This window comes from Duganella callida (assembly GCF_004614165.1).
GTDB lineage: Bacteria > Pseudomonadota > Gammaproteobacteria > Burkholderiales > Burkholderiaceae_D > Rugamonas > Rugamonas callida.
Genome location: NZ_SPVG01000212.1, coordinates 15,990 through 36,589 on the forward strand (window position 1 = coordinate 15,990; position 20,600 = coordinate 36,589).

At 64.5% G+C, this 20,600-nt stretch carries 17 protein-coding genes; 9 read left to right on the forward strand and 8 right to left on the reverse strand.

Annotation, left to right across the window (positions count from 1 at the left end; all coding sequences use genetic code 11):
* Window positions 1-195 precede the first annotated feature (195 nt).
* The 5 genes from E4L98_RS21535 to senA all read right to left on the reverse strand — a co-directional run bounded on the left by E4L98_RS21535 (window position 196) and on the right by senA (window position 7,381).
* Complete coding sequence (locus tag E4L98_RS21535; RefSeq protein WP_135203596.1) at window positions 196-1,461, reverse strand: glycosyltransferase; 1,266 nt, start codon at window positions 1,459-1,461, stop codon at window positions 196-198.
* An 86-nt stretch (window positions 1,462-1,547) separates the two neighbouring features.
* Complete coding sequence (locus E4L98_RS21540; protein WP_135203597.1) at window positions 1,548-3,191, reverse strand: methyl-accepting chemotaxis protein; 1,644 nt, start codon at window positions 3,189-3,191, stop codon at window positions 1,548-1,550.
* 124 nt (window positions 3,192-3,315) lie between these two features.
* On the reverse strand, window positions 3,316-4,611 hold the full coding sequence (locus E4L98_RS21545) for a hypothetical protein (protein WP_135203598.1): 1,296 nt from the start codon (window positions 4,609-4,611) through the stop codon (window positions 3,316-3,318).
* Between the two features lie 221 nt (window positions 4,612-4,832).
* Window positions 4,833-6,110: a Xaa-Pro dipeptidase gene (locus tag E4L98_RS21550; RefSeq protein WP_135203599.1), complete on the reverse strand. Its 1,278-nt coding sequence runs from the start codon at window positions 6,108-6,110 to the stop codon at window positions 4,833-4,835.
* A 62-nt stretch (window positions 6,111-6,172) separates the two neighbouring features.
* Window positions 6,173-7,381 carry a selenoneine synthase SenA gene (gene senA / locus E4L98_RS21555; RefSeq protein WP_229257501.1) on the reverse strand — a complete coding sequence of 403 codons (1,209 nt, stop codon included), beginning with the start codon at window positions 7,379-7,381 and terminating at the stop codon, window positions 6,173-6,175.
* Window positions 7,382-7,424: 43 nt separating this feature from the next.
* Here senA and senB point away from each other — a divergent pair, with 43 nt between their 5' ends.
* From senB to E4L98_RS21570, 3 genes are all read left to right on the forward strand, one after another.
* Window positions 7,425-8,522 (forward strand): selenoneine biosynthesis selenosugar synthase SenB, encoded by a 1,098-nt coding sequence (gene senB, locus E4L98_RS21560; RefSeq protein WP_229257502.1) that lies wholly within the window; start codon window positions 7,425-7,427, stop codon window positions 8,520-8,522.
* A gap of 15 nt (window positions 8,523-8,537) precedes the next feature.
* On the forward strand, window positions 8,538-9,584 hold the full coding sequence (gene selD / locus E4L98_RS21565; protein WP_135203600.1) for a selenide, water dikinase SelD: 1,047 nt from the start codon (window positions 8,538-8,540) through the stop codon (window positions 9,582-9,584).
* Between the two features lie 77 nt (window positions 9,585-9,661).
* Complete coding sequence (locus E4L98_RS21570) at window positions 9,662-10,648, forward strand: PEP-CTERM sorting domain-containing protein (protein ID WP_135203601.1); 987 nt, start codon at window positions 9,662-9,664, stop codon at window positions 10,646-10,648.
* Here E4L98_RS21570 and E4L98_RS21575 read toward each other — a convergent pair.
* Window positions 10,645-11,349, reverse strand: a complete 705-nt coding sequence (locus E4L98_RS21575) for a hypothetical protein (protein ID WP_135203602.1) — start codon at window positions 11,347-11,349, stop codon at window positions 10,645-10,647. The two genes, E4L98_RS21570 and E4L98_RS21575, sit on opposite strands and share 4 nt — an antisense overlap.
* 507 nt (window positions 11,350-11,856) lie before the next feature.
* On the opposite strand from E4L98_RS21575, the gene leuA reads away from it, so the two are divergent.
* The 4 genes from leuA to E4L98_RS21595 all read left to right on the forward strand — a co-directional run bounded on the left by leuA (window position 11,857) and on the right by E4L98_RS21595 (window position 16,963).
* Complete coding sequence (leuA, locus tag E4L98_RS21580) at window positions 11,857-13,539, forward strand: 2-isopropylmalate synthase (RefSeq protein WP_135203603.1); 1,683 nt, start codon at window positions 11,857-11,859, stop codon at window positions 13,537-13,539.
* A gap of 124 nt (window positions 13,540-13,663) precedes the next feature.
* The gene (locus E4L98_RS21585; RefSeq protein WP_135203604.1) at window positions 13,664-15,205 is read left to right on the forward strand and encodes a methyl-accepting chemotaxis protein; all 1,542 of its coding nucleotides are present in this window, start codon (window positions 13,664-13,666) and stop codon (window positions 15,203-15,205) included.
* 85 nt (window positions 15,206-15,290) lie between these two features.
* Window positions 15,291-16,070, forward strand: a complete 780-nt coding sequence (locus tag E4L98_RS21590; RefSeq protein ID WP_135203605.1) for a glycosyltransferase family 2 protein — start codon at window positions 15,291-15,293, stop codon at window positions 16,068-16,070.
* 8 nt (window positions 16,071-16,078) lie between these two features.
* On the forward strand, window positions 16,079-16,963 hold the full coding sequence (locus E4L98_RS21595; RefSeq protein WP_135203606.1) for a glycosyltransferase family 2 protein: 885 nt from the start codon (window positions 16,079-16,081) through the stop codon (window positions 16,961-16,963).
* Between the two features lie 96 nt (window positions 16,964-17,059).
* Here E4L98_RS21595 and egtB read toward each other — a convergent pair whose 3' ends face one another.
* Both egtB and egtD read right to left on the reverse strand, forming a co-directional pair.
* The gene (gene egtB / locus E4L98_RS21600; protein ID WP_135203607.1) at window positions 17,060-18,289 is read right to left on the reverse strand and encodes an ergothioneine biosynthesis protein EgtB; all 1,230 of its coding nucleotides are present in this window, start codon (window positions 18,287-18,289) and stop codon (window positions 17,060-17,062) included.
* A gap of 1 nt (window position 18,290) precedes the next feature.
* Window positions 18,291-19,298 carry an L-histidine N(alpha)-methyltransferase gene (gene egtD, locus E4L98_RS21605; protein ID WP_135203608.1) on the reverse strand — a complete coding sequence of 336 codons (1,008 nt, stop codon included), beginning with the start codon at window positions 19,296-19,298 and terminating at the stop codon, window positions 18,291-18,293.
* Between the two features lie 148 nt (window positions 19,299-19,446).
* On the opposite strand from egtD, the gene E4L98_RS21610 reads away from it, so the two are divergent.
* Both E4L98_RS21610 and E4L98_RS21615 read left to right on the forward strand, forming a co-directional pair.
* Entirely contained in the window at window positions 19,447-20,307 is an 861-nt protein-coding gene (locus E4L98_RS21610; RefSeq protein ID WP_135203609.1) for a putative selenate ABC transporter substrate-binding protein, read from the forward strand.
* A gap of 7 nt (window positions 20,308-20,314) precedes the next feature.
* Window positions 20,315-20,600: ATP-binding cassette domain-containing protein (locus tag E4L98_RS21615; RefSeq protein ID WP_135203610.1), on the forward strand; the 286-nt coding region annotated here is incomplete at its 3' end.

Here is a 20,600-nt window from a genome sequence, read left to right on the forward strand (position 1 = left end):
GTAATGCGATGACTGCAATGCCGACGAATGCCAGTGCAGTGACAAGGAACAGTGTTGAAAGTTGGATGAAGTAGGTCATTGAGCTCTAACTGATAAGCATCCGGGATGGGACATTCCGTGCAATTCGCAGCGTGAGCGCGACGCTATCCTGCCGATGACTGCTAAACACACCGCGCGGCCAGACCGCAAATCCCTTCATCCGGATTTTACGGCATCGCCGATCATTCTGACGGCAGTGGCGACGCCATCCTCCTGGGCCATGGGGCGCGCCGCTAACTGCGCCTGCCGCGTCATGTCCGGCTCACGCAGCACTGCGCCGATGCGTGCGGCCAGCGAGCGCGCGCTGACGCTGCGCCGCTTCAGCGGCTTGCCGGCGACGCCGAGCTTGCGCAACTCCAGCGCCCAGTGTTCCTGCTCGCTGATGTGCGCAACGATCACGGAGGGGCGCCCCGCCAGCGTGGTCGCCTGCGTGGTACCCGCGCCGCCGTGATGCACCACCGCCACGCAGCGCGGGAAAATCAGGTGATGCGGGGAAGCGCTCACATACAGAATCTGCCCGTCGGACTGAAAGCCGCAGGCCGCCGCGTCGTGGCACTGGATGATGGCGCGGCAACCGCTGCGGCGGGCCGCGTCGGTGAACAGGCGCAGTGTCTCGGTCTGCAGGCCGATATCGCGCGGCGTCCAGCTGCCGAAGGTCATGTAGACCGGCGCTTCGCCGGCGTTCAGGAAAGCTTCCAGCGTGTCGGTCAGCCGTCCTTCCAGCTGCATGTTCGGCATATCGAGGAAGCCGCACACCTGTATCGATGGCGCCCAATCGGGCTCGCGCTTGCACAGCGAAGGACTCACGCCCACCAGCGTCAGCACGTCCGACAGCCAAATTTGGTTGACCACATCCGTGACCGGCGCCATGCCCAAACGCCGGCGCAAACGGTTTGGATAAGGGCTCACCGCCATGTGCAGCAGCTTGCGCGTCAGCCACCACATGAAGCGGTGCCCGAACGGCAAACCGAGCGGATGGCTGTAGGACGTCGGTACTCCGGCATGCGACAGCAGCACGCTGACGAACGGCTTGGCGGCCCGCTCCGCTGCGATCCGGGTAGGATACATGAAGTGATGGCCGATCAGCACATCAGACTCCTCGGCCAGCTCCTGCGCCGCCGCGAACATCGCCTCTTCCGCCGGTTCGAAGCACAGCGACAGCAGCATCTTCAGCTGCTTGAGCGGGTTGTTCATCCGGTAGGCGATGCGCCCTATCTTTTCCGACTCTGCAGGATCGACCACCGGCGAGGCGACCATACGTATCTTCACGCCCGTCGGCGATACCATGCCGGCATAGGCCGCGTTGTCGACGCAGGTCAGCACCAGCGTCACCTCGTGCCCTGCTCTCTGCAAGCCTTCCGCCAGCGCGACGAAAGGCCGTACATCGCCGTGGCTGCCCCACGTCTGCATTCCTATTTTCATGCCTGATTGCGCTTCCCGATCCGATATCCGTCATGTTCGCATAAAACATGCCGGACCGTGCGCAAGCCGCGTCGTCAGCCGCTCCGTCAGCCGTTGGCGATGCGGCGCACTTCCTCGTCGGCCGCGGGCGCGGCAGGACGGCGCGCGGCACGGCGGCGCAAGCCGGTCACGGTGGCGCTGTGCGCTTCCAGCTTGAACACGCCCACCACCTGCGCCAGATTGGAGGCCTGGTCGCGCAGCTCGCGCGCCGCCGCCGATGCCTGCTCGACCAGTGCGGAGTTCTGCTGCGTCATGGCGTCCATCTCGCCGATGGCGTTGTTGACCTGCTCGATGCCTGCCGTCTGCTCCATGCTGGCGCCGCTGATTTCGCCCATGATCTCTGTCACGCGCTTCACGCTGGTCACCACCTGGTGCATGGTTTCCGCCGCCTTGTGCACCTGGTCCGAACCGTTGCCGACCTTTTCCACCGAATCGTCGATCAGCGCCTTGATTTCCTTGGCCGCCGCCGCCGAACGCTGCGCCAGCGTGCGCACCTCCTGCGCCACCACCGCGAAGCCACGGCCCTGCTCTCCGGCGCGCGCCGCCTCCACCGCCGCGTTCAACGCCAGGATATTGGTCTGGAAGGCGATACCGTCGATGACCGAAATGATGTCCACGATCTTGCGCGACGACTCGTTGATCGAGGCCATGGTCACCGTTACCTGCTCCATCACCTGGCCGCCCTGCTCCGACACGTCGGACGCCGTCACCGCCAGCGTATTGGCCTGCATCGCATTGTGCGCGTTCTGGCGCACGGTGCCGGTCAGCTCCTCCATCGCGGTGGCGACCTTCTCCAGCGACGCCGACTGGTGCTCGGTGCGCTGAGACAGATCGCTGTTGCCGCTGGCGATCTCCGACGATGCGGTGGTGATCAGATTGGTGCCCTGGCGTACCTGGCCGACGATGGACGACAGGCTGTCGCGCATGGCCGCAATCGCGTGCAGCAGGCTGGTTTGATCGTTGGATTTCACCTGCACCGACACCGACAGATCGCCCTCGGCGATCTTGTTGGCGATCGCGGTGGCATACGACGGCTCGCCGCCCAATTGTTTGAGCAGCAGCTGCGTATTGACCCAGGCGATCAGCACGCTGACCACCAGCGACAGCACGGCCTGCAGCACGATGCCGGTAAAGGCGTCGCTGGCGTGGGCGTCGACGCCGGCGCCGGCCGCATGGGTGGCGTCCAGCGACGCCTTCAGCACCACGGCGATATCGGCCACGATCTGGCGGCGCAGCGGTGCGCATTCATTGGCCAGGAAGGCTGCCAGCGCCTCCTGATTGCCGGCGTCGTGCAGCTGGCGCACGCGTTTCAGTTCAACGGCCATCTTCCGCAGGCCGCTGGCCACCTTCTCGAAATTGGTGTCGCCCTGATAAACGGGCGTCAGTTTGTCCAGTGCATCGAGGAAAATGGCGCTCTGTTCGTCCACCAGCGCCAGCTCGCGCCTCACCTGGGCATTGTCCGTGTAGATGTAGGCGCTGCGCGCGGCGATGCCAGTCTGCGCCAACGCTTCGCGTGCCACGTACAACGGTTCCAGCTTCTCGATCATGATGCGCTCTTCATCGTGGAAGGCGGTGGTGATGGTGTTCATCCGGACGATAGCGAAGGTGGCCATGATCAGCATCAGAGCGGTCAGCGTGCCGAAGCTCAGCGCCAGCTGAGTACCGATTTTGAGTTTTTTAAAGAATTCCATTATGTTGTTTTGGAAAATAGTAACTGTTTGTCATTGGAATTATGCATTAATACATTCCTCAAACAAACTAAATTGTCCAGAACAAACAATTATTGGACTGAATTACCACACTTTCGGGAGTGGACTACGGCTTGCGCGCAGTGTAGAACGCTTGCAGGCGCGTGTCGTCGCCCAGCAGCAGGACGGCATGATCGCCGAACAGCATCTGGCGCAGTATCGGCGTGGGACCCAGCGCCGCGCGTCCCGGCAAGGTAAAGCGCAGCACTTTCTGCTGCTGCGCCGACAGCGTGCCGGCGCCCGTGCCGTAATCGGCCAGCACCAGCACATCGCCCACCGGCTCGCCGGCGTTGAATGAGCCGATCACGCTGCCGGCAATCGCCAGGCCGCCGGCGATGACGTGGGCGTCGATATCGGCGCTGCGTACATTGCCGTTCCAGTGCGAGGACAAGCTTTCCTGCGTCAGATCGGTGCGGTCGGCCGGCAGCACGGCGGCGCCGCTTGTGTCCAGCGCCACGCCCATCACCCCGCCGCTGCTGGTCGTCGTCGCCTTGCCGTTCCACAGCACGCCCATTTTGCCGGCCGCGTCGAGCGCCACGGGATACGGCGCCGCGCCGCCGGTGCCGAGCGAACGGATGGTGGGCGCGCCGGCGCCTTTGGGCCACATCGCTAGCATGGCGCCGCCCCCTTCGAGCCAGCCCGCCAGTACCGTCCCCGCGGCTGCGGCCACGCGCGGATGCAGCGCCGATAGCGAGATCGCAAACGGCGGCGTCAGCTGCCGGCCGTTGAAGTCGAACTTGCACAGCTTGAGCGTGTACTGGGTCTTGTCGGTCACCGGCAGCAGCGAGAAGGTGGTCGCCAGCCAGAAGCCGTTGCCATCCACCGCGCCGCCGTTCTCCGCCGCCGCCAGTTCGGTGGTCGAGGTCGGCCCCACCGCCGGGTACAGATCGGTGGCGCCGCCCTGCAACCTGGCCTGCGTGTCGAAGTGCAGCAGGCGCGTGCCGGAGGTGGCCTGTACCATGACGAAACCGTCCGGCGACGCCAACATCAGCCATTCGCCGGTGTAGCCGGCGGCCAGCGAGAAACCGTAATCGGTGGACGACAGCATCTTGCCCTGCTTATCCAGCACGCTCAATCGCGTGAGCGCGTAGGCCTGCCTGCCGTTCAGCGTGACAAATGCATCGGAACGCGAACGCACCACGATGAAATCGCCCACCACCAGTGCATCGCTCATGGCCTGCAGCGCGCCGCCGGTGGGCAGATTGACCGCGACCGGATCGCTGATGGCGATGGCCGCCCCGCCGGCGGTGGTACTGCCGGCAGTGATGGTGGAAGAAGGGGAAGAAGATCCCGAGCCGCCGCCGCAAGCACTCAATACTGAGGCCAGCAGCACGGCGGCCAGGGAAAAGAAGAAAACACGCATGCGGCCAAGTATGCGAGAAAGCCCGCCATCCTTCCAGCGCATCGGCATGGCCCGGCGAGCCAGCGTGTTGCTCCGCCAAGCCACACTCCGCGCCAAATATGCTCCGCTGGCCGCAACAAGTACCAGGCTTTGGGTGAAGACTGCAAAGCAGCAGCGCCACCGCGCTGATCGGCGCCCTGCTGACCTGGGCCGCGCATTCCAGCGCGGCCGATCAATGAAGCTTACTGGCGGATGACGGCGCCGCCCTTCATCACGAAGTCCACCTTGGTCAGTTCGGACGCATCGTCGGCCGGATTGCCCTGGACGGCGATGATATCGGCGTACTTGCCGACGCTGAGCGAACCCACGCTGTCCTTCCAGCCCAGCAGGTCGGCGGCGTTGATGGTGGCCGCCTGAATCGCCTGCATCGACGTCATGCCGTATTTGACCATGTAGTAGAACTGTTTGGCGTTGTCGCCGTGCGGATAGACGCCGGAGTCGGTGCCGAAGGCCATCTTGACGCCGCCCTGGAACGCCTTGCGGAAGTTATCGCGCTGCAGCTGGCCGACCTTCTTCTCTTTTTCGATCGATTCCGGCAGCATGCCGGCCTTGGCGCCTTCCTGCAGGATGAAGTCATCGTTGTAAATGTCCATCACCAGGTAGGTGCCGTGCTGCCTGGCCAGCTTGATGCCGTCGGCGTCGATCAGGCTGCCGTGTTCGATCGAATCGACGCCGGCGATGATGGCGTCGTGAATCGCGCTGGTGCCGTGCGCATGCGCGGCCACCTTGCGGCCCAGCTTATGCGCTTCGCTGACGATGGCCTGCATTTCTTCCAGCGTGTACTGCTGCGCGCCGGCCTCGTCGCCCTTGGACAGCACGCCGCCCGAGGCGCAGATCTTGATCACGTCGGCGCCGTACTTGGCCATCTCGCGCACCTTGGCGCGCGCCTCCCACGGGCCGTCGGCCACGCCGCGGCTGGTGAAGTTCATATCAGGCGGCAGCATGTTCTCGTCGCAGTGGCCGCCCTTGATGCCGATGGCGTAACCGGCGGTACGCATGCGCGGGCCGATGAAATCGCCGTCGTTGATCGCATCGCGCAGCGCCACGTCGCCGAAACCGGAGGCGCCGACATTGCGCACGGTGGTGAAGCCCGCCTCCAGCGTCTTGCGCGCGGCGCGCACGCCGTACAGCGCAGCGCGGGTGTCGGACACGCCCAGCGCGTTGTAACCGGCCAGGTAAGGGTCGCCGGTCAGGTGGGTATGCATGTCGATCAGGCCGGGCAGCACGGTTTGCGCCGACAGATCGATCACCCTGGCGCCGGCCGGCGCGGGAGTCGAAGCACTGGGTCCGACCGCGGTGATACGTTCACCGGTGATGACGATGGTCTGGTCCTTGAGGACCGTCCCGGCCACCACGTCGACCAGCTTGCCGGCGCGGATCACGGTAACGTTATCGGCGGCGGTGACTTGCGCGGCTGCGCTGACGACAGCGGCGGAAATCAGGAAGTGCTTCAGTTTCATGCGGGCGCCCTTTGTTTTGGATAAAAACAAAAAGCATAGCAGAGCGCCCGCCAAAAAAGAATCTACCCCGGCCAGGCGCAGGTGCGGAAACCTGCAAAGATGTCGTCACGTTCGGGCATGTAGAAATTGCGGAATTTCGCCGAGCCGAAGCGCGACGGCGTGGCGAACGACGCACCGCGCAGCACCTGGTGCGTGTGGAACCACGGCTCCGAATATTCCAGATAGCGGTCTGCATGGAACTGCGGATACGGCTCGAACGGCGACGCCGTCCACTCCCACAACTGGCCCCAGCGGAACGCCGGATGGCCGGACAAGGCCGCGTATTCCCACTCCGCCTCGGTCGGCAGGCGGCGTCCGGCCCAGGCGCAATAAGCCTGCGCCTCGTACAGGTTCACATGGCGTACCGGCTCGGCGCCGTCCAGCGTGGTCAGCTTCCCGAAGCGCACGGTGCGCCACTGGCCGCCGTCGCGCTGCCAGTAGCGCGGCGCCGAGCGCTCCTGACGCATCAGCCAGTCGGCGCCGGCGTGGCTCCAGAACTGGCGGTTCTGATAACCGCCGTCGGTGACGAAATCTGCATACTGCGCGTTGCTCACCAGTGTGCTGTCCATGCGGAACGGCGCAACGTGGAAGGCATGCGCCTGGCGCTCGTTGTCGAACACAAAGCCGCCGCCCGGCGTGGCGGCGCTGCCCAGCTGCAGGGTGCCGCCGGGGAAAGCGATTTCGGACGGCGCATATGCCGCCAGCTCCCGCTCCACCGCCTGGCGCGGTGCGGCCAGGCCCAGCGTCTGCAAGGTGTAGTGGAAGGCTTCGCCGTGCATGTCCTCGTGCGCCAGCGCCAGCCGGTACGGATACAAGGCCTCGTCGGTATTGGCTTCGCGGGTCAGCTTGTCGAGCACCCGGTCCAGCACTTCGTAGCAATAGGTCTTGACGCCGCCGCTGGTAGGCAGATCCAGCGTCCAGCGGCTGCGGTGCGGCACGCGGGCGGAGTCGAACCAGTCGTCGCCCTTGGTCAAAAGACAAGGACTCTGGGCATCGGCCGGATGACTGGAAGCGGCTTCGCGCAGGATGAACCACTCGGCGAACCACGCCGTGTGGCCCAGCTCCCACAAGGGAGGATTAATGATGCGCAGCTGCGGCACGCGGACCGGCGCATCCATGCCGGCCGCCGCAAAACAATCGAACAGCGACAGCGTATAATCCCGCGCATGCTGCAGGGCCTCGGCCAACTGCTGCGAGGTGGCGTTTCTGAAGGAAGAAGAGCTGGAAGTCATGCGCCCGATTGTAACGCTTCTCAAGCAATTCAAGTAAAGACCAGTGAGCAAAGCACATATCTGGATCGTCAGCCCGGCGTCGGCGCGCGCCAATAACGGCAACTGGCAAAGCGCCAGCCGCTGGGCGCGTTTTCTGCGCAGCCGCTACCGCGTCACCATCTCCCAGCACTGGCCGGACGAAAAGACGGCGGCTGCCGCCCGCCCGGCAGACGCGGACGCCGACGCCGATGACGCGGCCGTCGTCCGCGACACCGCGGTGCGCGGGCTGACGCCCCATGCGTCCGCGCGGCCGAACCATTCATCCGAGGCGCCGCCCGACCTGCTGATCGCCCTGCACGCGCGCCGTTCGGCCGCCTCGCTCGACGCCTGGACGCGCGCGCACCTCGACCGACCGTCACTGCTGCTGTTGACCGGCACCGACCTGTACCGCGACATCGCCATCGACGCCGACGCCCAGCGCTCGCTGCAACAGGCCGACGCGCTGGTGCTGCTGCAGCCGGCCGGCTATGATGTCCTGCCGGCCGCGCTGCACGCCAAGACCAGCGTGATCTACCAGTCCGCCCCGGCACTGAAGCCGCTGCCCGCCAGCGCCGGGGCACGCCGGCACGCCGACATCTGCATGATCGGCCACCTGCGCTCGGAAAAAGATCCGCTCACCTTCATGCATGCCGCCGCGCTGGTCAGCGCGACCAGCGCACGGCTGATCCACATTGGCGGGGCGCTGGCGCCGGAACTGGAGGCGGCCGCGCAAGCCACGGCCGCCAGCCACGCCAGCTACCAATGGCTGGGCGCCCTGCCGCACGCGGCCACCCGACAGCGCCTGAAGCGCTGCCGCGCCATGGCGATCACCTCCCGCATGGAGGGTGGCGCCAACGTCATCATCGAAGCCGTGCGCGCCGGGGTACCAGTGCTGGCCAGCGACATCAGCGGCAACCGCGGCATGCTGGGCGACGATTACGCCGGCTACTTCCCGCTCGGCGACGCGGCGGCGCTGGCGGCCCTGATCGACCGCATCATCGAAGACGACGCCTATTACCGGCAACTGCGCGCCCAGTGCGACGTCCGCTCCGCCCTGTTCGCTCCGGAGGCTGAGCAAGCAGCATTGCTGGAGTTGGTGGATAATCTGCTCCACAAGACTTAACCAGGATTCCCCATCATGAGCAACGAAGCAATCAAACTCACCTCCTTTTCCCACGGCGGCGGCTGCGGCTGCAAGATCGCGCCCGGCGTGCTGTCCGAAATCCTGAAGAACTCCAACGGCTTCCCGGTGCCGAAGGAACTGCTGGTCGGGATCGAAACCGCCGACGATGCCGCCGTCTACAAACTGAATGACGAGCAGGCCCTGATCGCCACCACCGACTTCTTCATGCCCATCGTCGACGACCCATTCGACTTCGGCCGCATCGCCGCCACCAACGCCATTTCCGACGTCTACGCCATGGGCGGCACGCCGATCATGGCGCTGGCCCTGGTCGGCATGCCGATCAACAAACTGCCGATCGAAACCATCGGCCAGATCATCAAGGGCGGCGAATCGATCTGCGCCGAAGCCGGCATCCCGATCGCCGGCGGTCACACCATCGACTCGGTCGAACCGATCTACGGCCTGGTGGTCATGGGCCTGGTCCATCCATCGAAGATCAAGCGTAACGCCGACGCCAGGGCCGGCGATGTGCTCATCCTCGGCAAGCCGCTGGGCGTGGGCGTACTATCGGCGGCGCTGAAGAAGGACAAGCTGGACGCCGAAGGCTACCAAGCCATGATCGCCAACACCACCAAGCTGAATAAGCCGGGCAAGGCGCTGTCCGAGCTGCCGGGCGTGCACGCACTGACCGACGTCACCGGCTTCGGCCTGCTGGGCCACCTGCTGGAACTGGCGCGCGGCGCCAAGCTGGAGGCGCACCTCGAGATGGCCAGCATCCCGCTGCTGCCGGGTGTCGAACAACTGGCGCACGACGGCTTCTTCACCGGCGCCTCGGGCCGCAACTGGGCGGCCTATGGCGACGACGTCAAGCTTGCCGAGACCATCACCTCGGCCCAGCACTCGCTGCTGACCGATCCGCAAACCTCGGGCGGCCTGCTGGTCTCCTGCGACGCGGGCAGCGTGGAAGAAGTGCTGGCACTGTTCCGCCGCGAGGGCTTTGGCGAAGCCGCCGTCATCGGCCGCATGGCGGAGGGACCGGCGCGCGTCACCGTGGCATAAATACTACGCTTTACTTTTTCAAAAGATGTTCTAAATTGATTCCTTCCAGCCGCCACAACGGATGAAGGAATCAAACCATGAAAATCGCCGCCGCCATTGTCGCGCTTTGCGTCAGTCTGTCCGCCGGCGCCGCTTCGCTGGATACCTTCGTCGGCGCGCTGGGCGGGCCGGGGAACAGCGACATCAACGGCGGCTGCACCACCTTCGGCCCGCCGACCGAATTGCGCAATCTGTTCCCCGGCGCCGGCTTCAGCGTGCCGCTGGGCGGCATCGCCGCCTGCGACTACTTCGGCGGCTACCGGGCGCGCAGCCAGGCCGCCGGCAAACTCACCGACAGCTACAGCCTTGGGCCGGTGGCGCAGGACAAGAACGGCAACACCTTCACCGGCAGCGCCAACGCCATCGCCGGCTATGGCTCGCTGGGCGCTTCGGCGCATGCAGTGCTGGGCACCGGCTACAGCTACAACGGCCTGTTCGAATCGATCGGCGGTGCGCGCTTCACCGACACGCTGACCGCCAGCAGCCCGCTAATCGCCAGCACCAGCAACGGCTACGTCAAATACCAGTTCAGCGTGGACGGCAGCCTGACCTCCCTCGGTGCGCCGGCTGCCTACAAATTCGGCACCGCACGCATGGAACTGCAGGTCCAACAGGATAACGGCCCGGTCTATGCACCCTTCGGCGCCATCCAGTATCGTGGCAGCGATGGCACCGTCCTGAATGGCGCGCCGCCGCCCGGCTGGACCACCAGCACCGGCAGCCTGTCCGGCAGCAGCACCGTCTATCTGGAACTGCCCATGTCCTGGGGCACATCGTGGCAGCTCAGCGTCGGCCTGTTCTCCTGGGCCTACGGCACCGCCGATGCGCAATTCCTCAGCACCGCCAAACTGACCGGCATCGAACTGTTCGACGCCAACCATAACGCCGTCACCGATTTCACCCTCACCGCGGCATCCGGCACCAACTACCTGGCGCCGGTGCCGGAACCGGCATCGCAATTCATGTTGCTCGCGGGACTAGCAGCAATATATCTACTGGTGAGGCGCAAGTCCGTTTTACGCTAATCAGCAAGTAGCCTGGAACGTTCGGCCGCCGGGAATCGAATACAATCCGGGTCCATCTCATTCAACAAGCCGATCAGTGCGGACTGCAATTTCAACATGCGCTGCCGTGCCTCGGCCTTGCCTTCTGCCAGGCTGGTGACATCGGCGATCAAATGTTGAAAGAGAGGATCGTCGCTGAGAGAAGATTTGTTCAGGAACTCGCCATAGCCAATGCATCTACGCCCATCGGCCACCAGCAGCATCCGTTCCCCCATCGCGCGCTGCTCTCCCGCGAATACACGCAGTGTCTTGCCGTAGTCATTGGTCTGCATAAGCGAATAGATGCCGCCCAATTTTCGCGATAAATCACGTGTCTTCACATTGTCTTTCAGATCGATAAACTGTATTTCTTCGCGTACAGCCTCCACCCATGCAAAATATTGGGCGAATAAATACACCGTGTTATTGACTGCATACGCCCGCTCGCGCTCATCTCCATGGACGTAAAAGGCTTCAAAAAAACCTCGCGCAAGGATGTTGTACAGCCGGCTCTGCAGATCGGCCGCGGCTTGCATCAAAGGCTCACGATAACGGGCCGAGACTTTCTCACTCTCCGCCTCCCGATTTGTGCGCGCAATATACTTTTGCCCGAGCGGGGTGACGAGCGATACCAATAAGGCCACACTACCGCTGATCAAAACACCGAAAATTTCTGCACTCAAAGAAGTTCCCCAGTGGAAATAATGCCTGGAATCTTATGCATAAAGTTCAAGATGGTCAAACCAAGCCCACATCGCCCCGCCATAAATTATCTTGACAGGCAAGCAGCCGATCTCGTACATTAAAACAATGATCTCGCATCTGCACCTATCCGCTTTCCTGCTATCGCCTGCCAGCGCCCTATCGCTAGCAGCGCGCCTACTAGCACGCGCTTAATCCGCGTCTCCGTTGTACCCTCGTGCCGGCCATAAGCCGCACAGTCTTCAAAAACCAGGAAAGTTGCACCGATGCTCACCATGACTACGGCCACCCATGCTCCATCCCGCAACGGCGATCCGATCGCGCTGCCGGCTGGCGCACGCGCGCTGTCGACGCTACTGCTAAAACTACCGATCGGTTGCCGCGCCTAGAGCCCCGTGGCCCGCGCGGCCGCCCTCCGCCACACCGCAGTTTCAGCGCCAGCACGAACGCCGGCACACCAAAAATTCAAAAGATCCAGGAGCATGACCATGATGTTGCAGAACCCAGCGAGCAAATACCGCGCCTTCCCCGCCGTCCAACTCACCGACCGTACTTGGCCGAACGCCGTGATCAGCAAACCGCCGATCTGGATGAGCACCGACCTGCGCGACGGTAACCAGGCGCTGATCGAACCGATGAGCATCGAGAAGAAGCTCCGCATGTTCGACCTGCTGATCAAGATCGGCCTGAAGGAAATCGAAGTCGGCTTCCCGTCCGCCTCGCAGACCGATTTCGACTTCGTGCGCAAACTGATCGACGAAAACCGCATCCCGGACGACGTCACCATCATCGTGCTGACCCAGTCGCGCGAAGAGCTTATCCGCCGCACCGTGGAATCCTGCGTCGGCGCCAGGCGCGCCATCGTCCACCTGTACAACTCGGTGGCGCCGGTGTTCCGCAAGGTGGTGTTCGGCATGTCGCGCGAAGAGATCACCAACATCGCCACCACTGGCGCCAAACTGGTGAAGGAACTGACCAAACAGCATCCAGACACCGACTGGGGCTACGAATACACGCCGGAATCCTTCTCCACCACGGAGCTGGACTTCTCCAAGCATATCTGCGACGCGGTGATCGCCATCTTCGAACCGACCCCGCACAAGAAGATGATCATCAACCTGCCGTCTACCGTGGAATGCAGCACCCCCAACGTCTACGCCGACCAGATCGAATGGATGTCGCGCAAGCTGACGCGCCGCGACTCGCTGATCATCAGCGTGCACCCGCACAATGACCGCGGCACCGCCGTCGCTTCGGCCGAACTGGCGGTGATGGCCGGCGCCGACCGCGTCGAGGGCTGCCTGTTCGGCAATGGCGAGCGCACCGGCAACGTCGACCTGGTGACGCTGGCGCTGAACCTGTACACCCAGGGCGTGCACCCGGGCCTGGATTTCTCCGACATCGACGAAGTGCGCAAGGTGGTCGAAGAATGCAACCAGCTGCCGGTGCATCCGCGCCATCCGTATGTCGGCGACCTGGTGTTCACCGCCTTCTCCGGCTCGCACCAGGACGCGATCAAGAAGGGCTTCGCCAAACAGCAGCCGGGCGCGATCTGGGAGATCCCGTATCTGCCGATCGACCCGCAGGACCTGGGCCGCAGCTACGACGCCGTGATCCGCGTGAACAGCCAGTCCGGCAAGGGCGGCATGTCCTACCTGCTGGAACAGGATTACGGCCTGGTGCTGCCGCGCCGCCTGCAGATCGAATTCAGCCGCGCGGTGCAGGCGGTGGCCGACCAGACCGGCCTGGAAATCACCGCCGAAGGCATCTACGACATCTTCAGCAAGGAATACTTCGAACAGACCGCGCCCTACGCCTATCAGTCCCACCGGATGACCGAGGACACCAGCAGCGACGAGCCGGTGCAGATCGACATCGCCCTGATGCACCGGGGCGCGCCGATGGCACTGCAAGGTGGCGGCAACGGCCCGATCGACGCCTTTGTCGACGCGCTCGGCCTGGACATCAAGCTGATGGACTACCACGAGCACTCGATCGGCTCGGGCGCCAACGCCAAGGCGGCCTGCTACGTCGAACTGCGCCTGGCCAACGGCCCCACCCTGTTCGGCGCGGCCACCGACAGCAACATCCTGACCGCCTCGTTCAAGGCGGTGCTGAGCGCGGTAAACCGCCAGCTGGCGCGCACCGAAGCGGCCGCGATCGCGGCTTAAAAGTCGGCTCTGACCCCGAACTTGCCGGGTTGGCGTTCCGTCCGCGCAACATCGGCCGGAAAGCATATTTTCCGCACTGCAGCACCACAGCTATACTGCCTGAACCACCACGCAGGAGCTGTGCATGAACATCTCGAACCTGAAAATCGGCGTGCGCCTGGGCCTGGGCTTTGGCGCCGTGCTGCTGCTGATGGTGGCGCTGATCGCCATCGGCCTGCAGCGCCTGGGCAGCATCGGCGCCGTCACCGACACCGTCATCGACAAGGACTGGGTCAAGGCCGAAGCGGCGGCCACGGTCGCCAGCACCACGCGCGCCAATTCGGCGCTGACGTTGGAACTGTTCACCACCACCGATCGGGCGCGCATCGCCGCCATCACCAGCGAAATCGACGCCAACAAGAAAATCATCGGCGCCGCGCTGGATACCCTGGACAAACTGATTTACCGCGACGACGGTAAAGCCATTCTGGCGCGCGTGGTCGCGCAGCGCAAAGCCTATGTCGCCTCGTTCTCGGCCATCCTGACCATGCTGGACAGCGGCCGCCGCGACGACGCCGTCGCCGCCCTGCAAGCCGACATGCTGCCCAAGCTGGCGGCGCTGCAGGCCAGCATCCGCGAACTGGCCGAGCTGCAGAAAACGCTGGCGTCGCAGAACGGCGACCTGATCAAGCGGGACATCGCCACCGCGCGCCAGGTGATGGCCTGGCTGGGCGTGGTGGCGCTGGTACTGGGCCTGGCCTTCGCCTGGCGCGTGACGCGCTCCATCACCGAACCGATCGACGACGCGCTGGACGTGGCGCGCGCCGTCGCCGCCGGCGACCTGACGCGCCACATCCGCAGCGCGCGGCGCGATGAAATGGGCGAACTGCTGGACGCGCTGGGCCAGATGAACGGCAACCTGTCGCGCATCGTCGGGCGGGTGCGCAGCGGCGCCGGCGCGATCAACAGCGCCTCGGCGGAAATCGCCAGCGGCAACCTCGACCTGTCCTCGCGCACCGAGCAGCAGGCCAGCTCGCTGGAAGAGACCGCCGCCTCGATGGAAGAACTGACCAGCACCGTCAAGCAGAACGCCGCCAACGCCCACCAGGCCAACAGCCTGGCGCAATCGGCCGCCGAAGTCGCGCGGCGCGGCGGCGCCGTGGTGGCGCAAGTGGTCGACACCATGAACGCGATCAACGACGCGTCGAAGAAAATCGTCGACATCATCAGCGTCATCGACGGCATTGCCTTTCAGACCAATATCCTGGCCCTGAACGCGGCGGTGGAGGCCGCGCGCGCCGGCGAACAGGGGCGCGGCTTTGCGGTGGTGGCGACCGAAGTGCGCACGCTGGCCCAGCGCAGTTCGGCCGCGGCCAGGGAAATCAAGGCGCTGATCGACGACTCGGTCGACAAGGTGGCGACGGGTGCCCAGTTGGTCGAAGTGGCCGGCAGCACCATGCACGAGGTGCAGGAAAGCGTGCGCCGGGTTACCGCCATCGTCGGTGAAATCACCGTCGCCAACCACGAACAGACCAGCGGCATCGAACAAATCAACATCGCCATCAGCCAGATGGACCAGGTAACCCAACAGAATGCCGCGCTGGTCGAGCAAGCCGCCGCCGCTGCGGCCGCGATGCAGGACCAGACCGGAGAACTGAACGCCGTGGTCAGCCAGTTCCGCCTGTAAGAGTCGGCTCTGACCCCGAACTTGACGGGCTGGCTGGCTTGGCGCATCATCAGCGGGCTCTCTACTATTCACGGGAAAGGCCAGTTTGTTTACCGTTATCGTTCCCACCCACGCGCGTCCATTGCTGCTGCGCCGCACGCTGCAGTCGCTGATCGCGCAGACCTACCAGGAATTTCAAGTCATTGTCGTGGACGACTCGGGCGCCTACGTGCCGCCGTACGCGGAGATGGCCGCCATGCCTGGGCGCTACACCTACATCATCCGAAGCGGCGTCAACGGCCCGGCGGAAAGCCGCAACATGGCGCTGGATCTGGTGCGCACGCCGTATGTCATCTTCCTGGACGATGACGATACCTTCGAACCCGGCCACCTGGCGGCGCTGGCCAAGCATATCGGCAACGGCAAGCCGGAACTGCTGAGCTGCGACTTCAGCGTGATCAACGAGGACCGCACCCAGAATCCGCCGCAGTTCCTGTCGCGCGACCAGGTATCGACCGCCGCCGTCACGGCGGCCAGCGTGCACGTGATCAACCGCATTCCCAACAGCTGCCTGATCTACCGCCGCGACGTGGTCGAAAAGCTGCGCTACGCCACCGACATGATCATCTACGAGGACTGGGACTTCCTGCTGGCCGCGCTCAAGGGCCGCACCCTGCGCCACGTGGCCACCGGCGGCGTCAACATCCACAAGAGCAAGGCCGATGCGCCGGAAAACATGCGCCGCGGGAATACGCGCGACGATCTGATCGTCCAGACCATGCTCGACCTGTACCGCAAGCATCGCGCGCCCGACCAGGCCACGCGCCAGGCGCGGCTGCAACTGATGCAGCAGGCCGGCGTGACCATCACCTTGGACCAGTGCTGAGGACGCCCATGACCGCCGTTACCGTCCTGATCCCGGCCCATAACGCCGCCGCCACGCTGGCCGCCACCCTGGACAGCCTGGCGGCCCAGACCTACCGCGATTTCAGCGTGCTGATCGTCGACGATGCATCGCGCGACAACACCGCCGACATCGCGCGCGGCTACAGTGGCCGCATCGCCATCGAGGTGCTGACGCTGGCGCAGAATGCCGGCGTGGCCGGCGCACTGAACCAGGGCTTGGCGACTATCCGGACGCCCTACATCGCCCGCCTGGACGCCGACGACCTGGCCATGCCGACGCGGCTGGAAAAACAGGTCGCCTTCCTCGAAGCCAATCCGGACGTCGCCGTATGCAGCACGTGGATGGAGCTATTTTATGACGATGGCCGGCCGTCGCAATTCCTGCCCAAGCCGCAGCACGACGCGGCGATCAAGACCGCGCTGGTGCAGTATTGCTCGATGTCGCACGGCGCCTCCATGTTCCGCAAGAGCTTCTTCGACGACGTCGGCGTGTTCAACACCAGCCTCGATTTCGCCGAGGACTACGACCTGTGGACGCGCGGCGCGCTGCTCGGCAAGCGCTACGCCAACCTGCCGGAAGCTTTGTCGCGCTACCGCCAGCACGACAACCGCGTCGGCGTGCAGAAGCGTCAGCTGCAGTACGAGCGCGACCTGGCCATCAAGCGCAAATACATCTCGGCGCTGCTGGATGGCGCCTCACCGGGCCACCTGGCCGAGTTTTTCTCGCTGCTGACGGCGTTCTCCAGCAAAGAGATCGCCCTTGCCGTGGTCCAGCAATCGATGCCGCTGCTGTTGAAACTGGGCCGCCGGCTGCCGGACGAAACCCTGTTCGGCGACATCGTCTCCGGCTGCATCGGCCGCCACCTGCGTTAATCCGGGGTCAGTTCTGCCAATCGCACACGGGCTCTACCGTAGCAGCCGCTACGGTAGAGCCCGTGTGCGATTGGCAGAACTGACCCCGGATTTTGGCTAACGGGCGAGGCGCAGGCCGGTGAATTGCCAGCGCGCGCCGGCGGGGAAGAAGTTGCGGTAGCTGTGGCGCGCATGGCCGTCCGGCGTCGCGCACGATGAGCCGCGCAGCACGTACTGGTTCACCATGAATTTGCCGTTGTATTCGCCGATCGCGCCTTCCGCCGCCGCAAAGCCCGGATACGGCGCGTAGCTGCTGCTGGTCCATTGCCAGCACCGGCCGAACATCTGCTGCAGGCCCTCGCCCGCCGCGCCGGCCGGATGCAGCGAGCCGGTTTCGACCGGCGCCCGGGCGGCGGCATATTCCCATTCGGCTTCGGTCGGCAAGCGCGCGCCGGCCCAGTGGGCATAGGCGTCCGCTTCGAACAGCGAGATATGCGTCAGCGGCCGGTTCAGGTCCAGCGGCTGCGGGCCGTGCAGGGTGAATTCCTGCCATGCCCCCTTGTCGTCCTGGAACCAGTAGATCGGCGCCCGCAGGTTCTGCGTGCGCGCCCAGTCCCAGCCCTCGGCCAGCCACAGCGCCGCGTTGGCATAGCCGCCGGCGTTGATGAAGCCCAGGTATTCGCCGTTGGTGACCAGCCGCGACGCCAACTCGAACGGCGCCACATACTGCTTGTGACGCGGCAGTTCGTTGTCGAAGCTGAAGCCGGCACCATCGTGGCCAATGTCGGTCAGGCCGCCTTCAAACGCCAGCCATGCGAGCGGCGCGGCGCTCGCGGCCCGCGCCAGCGGCACGTCCATGTAGGCCGGACGCAGTATGCTCTGCGCCAGCAGGTGTTTGACGTCGGTCAGCATCAGTTCCTGGTGCTGCTGTTCATGGTGCATGCCGAGCGTGATCAGCATCGCCAGTTCCGTGCTGGGCGCATCCGCCAGCAGCCGGGCGATGCGCGCGTCGACGTCGGCACGGTAGGCGCGCACTTCGTTCATCGATGGTCGCGTCAGCAGCCCGCGTTGCGGCCGCGGGTGCTTTTCGCCCACGCCGTTGTAATAGGAGTTGAACAGGATGCGGAACGCCGGATGGAAGGGCTTGAAATCCGCCTCCAGCCGCTCCAGGATGAAGGTCTCGAAGAACCAGGTGGTGTGCGCCAGATGCCATTTGATCGGGCTCGCGTCCGGCATCGACTGCGCGCCGCAGTCCTCGTCGGACAGCGGCTCGGCCAGCGCCAGCGTGTGCCCGCGCACCTGCGCGTAGCGCGCGCTCAGGTCCTGCTGCGGTAGACGCATGTCCATCTCAGATCGCCCGCGCGTGGATGACCGCAAACCAGTGATCGGGATCGGTCCAGACCTGCTCGGTCGCGAAGCCCGCGCGCTCCAGCAGGCTGACGAAGGACTGGCGCGTGTATTTGTAGCTGTCCTCGGTGTGTATCCGTTCGCCGCGCACGAAGTGACGCTCGCCGCCCTGCCAGCGCACGGTCAGCGCGCTGCGCGCCTCCAGGTGCATTTCGATGCGGCTTTGGTCCATGTTGAAGAAGGCCACGTGGCGCCACTGGTTCACATCGAAATCGGCGCCGATCAGGTGGTTCAGATGGCGCAGCATGTTCAGGTTGAAGGCGCCGGTGACGCCGATCGCGTCGTCATACGCGGCATTCAGCACGTCGTGATCCTTGACCAGGTCGACGCCGATCAGCAGGCCGCCGTCGGCGCCGGTGTTGGCGTGCAGCCCGCGCAGGAAGGTGATCGCCTGCTGCGGTGCGAAGTTGCCGATCGACGAACCGGGATAGAAGAACACGCGGTGTTCGTCGCGCACGCTGGCCGGCAGCGCGAAGCCGCTGGAAAAGTCCAGCCCCAGCGCGGTCATCTCGATCTGCGGGAAGCGCTGCTGCAACTGCGCCACCGCACCGAGCAGGAAATCGCGCGAGATATCGACCGGCACATACTGCGCCGGCTGTAGCAGCGGGAACAGCGATGCCGCCTTGGCGCAGTTGCCGGCACCCAGATCGATCAGGGTCGAACCGGTGCCGAGCGCGCGCGCCATGTCGGCGCCATGCGCGGCGAAGATGCCGGCTTCAGTACGGGTCGGGTAGTACTCGGGCAGCTCGCAGATCGCCTCGAATAGTCTGGAGCCGAGGCTGTCGTACAGGAACTTGGGCGAGGTGTAGGCGGCGGGCGCCAGCAGACCGGCCGCGATTTCGGCGATAATAGCCGCACTGCCATGGGCAGGCCGCTGCACCTCGGGCGACGGCGTGTTGACGACTTCAGGCGAAACAACACGGATCGCCGGGGAGCGGGACATTTGCATAGGGTGCTCTGCCTTTATTCTGGGTGGTCATCCGCAGATGTGGTTTTGGTATGATAGCTGAATATCCATTTTGTCGCGCTGTCCAGAAAACTCTGTACGTCATCGCACATTTGGCCGAAGCAAAATATAGAAAAAAGGTAAACAACAGATGAAATTCACCGTCAAGTCCCTGATCGCCGCCGGCATGCTGCTGGCCGCCTCCTGGTCGCAGGCCCAATCGGCCGACCACGTATTCCGCGTGTCCGCCATCCCGGACGAAGCACCGACCGAACTGCAGCGCAAGTTCAAGCCGCTCGGCGAATACCTGGAGAAGAAGATCGGCATGAAGGTGGAATTCACCCCGGTCACCGACTACGCCGCCTCGGTGGAAGCGCTGATCAACAAGAAGGTGGACATGGTCTGGTTCGGCGGCTTCACCTTCGTGCAGGCCAACGACCGCAGCAAGGGCGCCATCACGCCGCTGGTGCAGCGCGCCGAAGATGAAAAATTCCGCTCGGTGTTCGTCACCACCAGCAAGAGCATCAACAAGCTGGAAGACCTGAAGGGCAAGACCCTGAGCTTCGGCTCGGAATCCTCGACCTCGGGCCATCTGATGCCGCGCTACTACCTGCTGCAGGCGAAGATCAATCCGGACACCGATCTGAAACGCATCGCCTTCTCCGGCGCGCATGACGCCACCGTGGCCGCCGTCGCCGGCGGCAAGGTCGATGCCGGCGCGCTGAACATCTCGGTGTGGGAAAAGCTGATCGAAGCGAAAAAGGTCGATCCGAACGTGGTGCGGGTGTTCTACACGACCCCCGGCTACTACGATTACAACTGGTCGGTGCGCACCGACATGAACGCCGATCTGAAGAAAAAGCTGACCGACGCCTTCCTGGCGCTGGACGCCAGCAAGCCTGAAGACAAGGCCATCATGGAACTGCAGCGCGCTTCGAAGTTCATCCCGACCAAGGCCGACAACTACAAGAACATCGAAGCCGCCGCCAAGAACGCGGGCCTGCTGAAGTAAGACCGTAATGCCGACGTACCAACTGCAAGACCTGACGGTGCGCCACCCCGGCGCGCAGTCGGCCACCGCGCTGCACGCGATCGATCTGACCATCGAACAGGGCGAGCAACTGGCCCTGATCGGCCCTTCCGGCGCCGGCAAGACCACGCTGCTGTCCACGCTCGCCCTGTCGCACAAGCCGGCCGAAGGCCGCTTCCACGCCTTCGGCGCCGATCCGTGGGCGCTGGGCGAGGCGGCGCGGCATCGCCTGCGCGCGCAACTGTTCCTGGCGCCGCAGACGCCGCCGCTGCCGC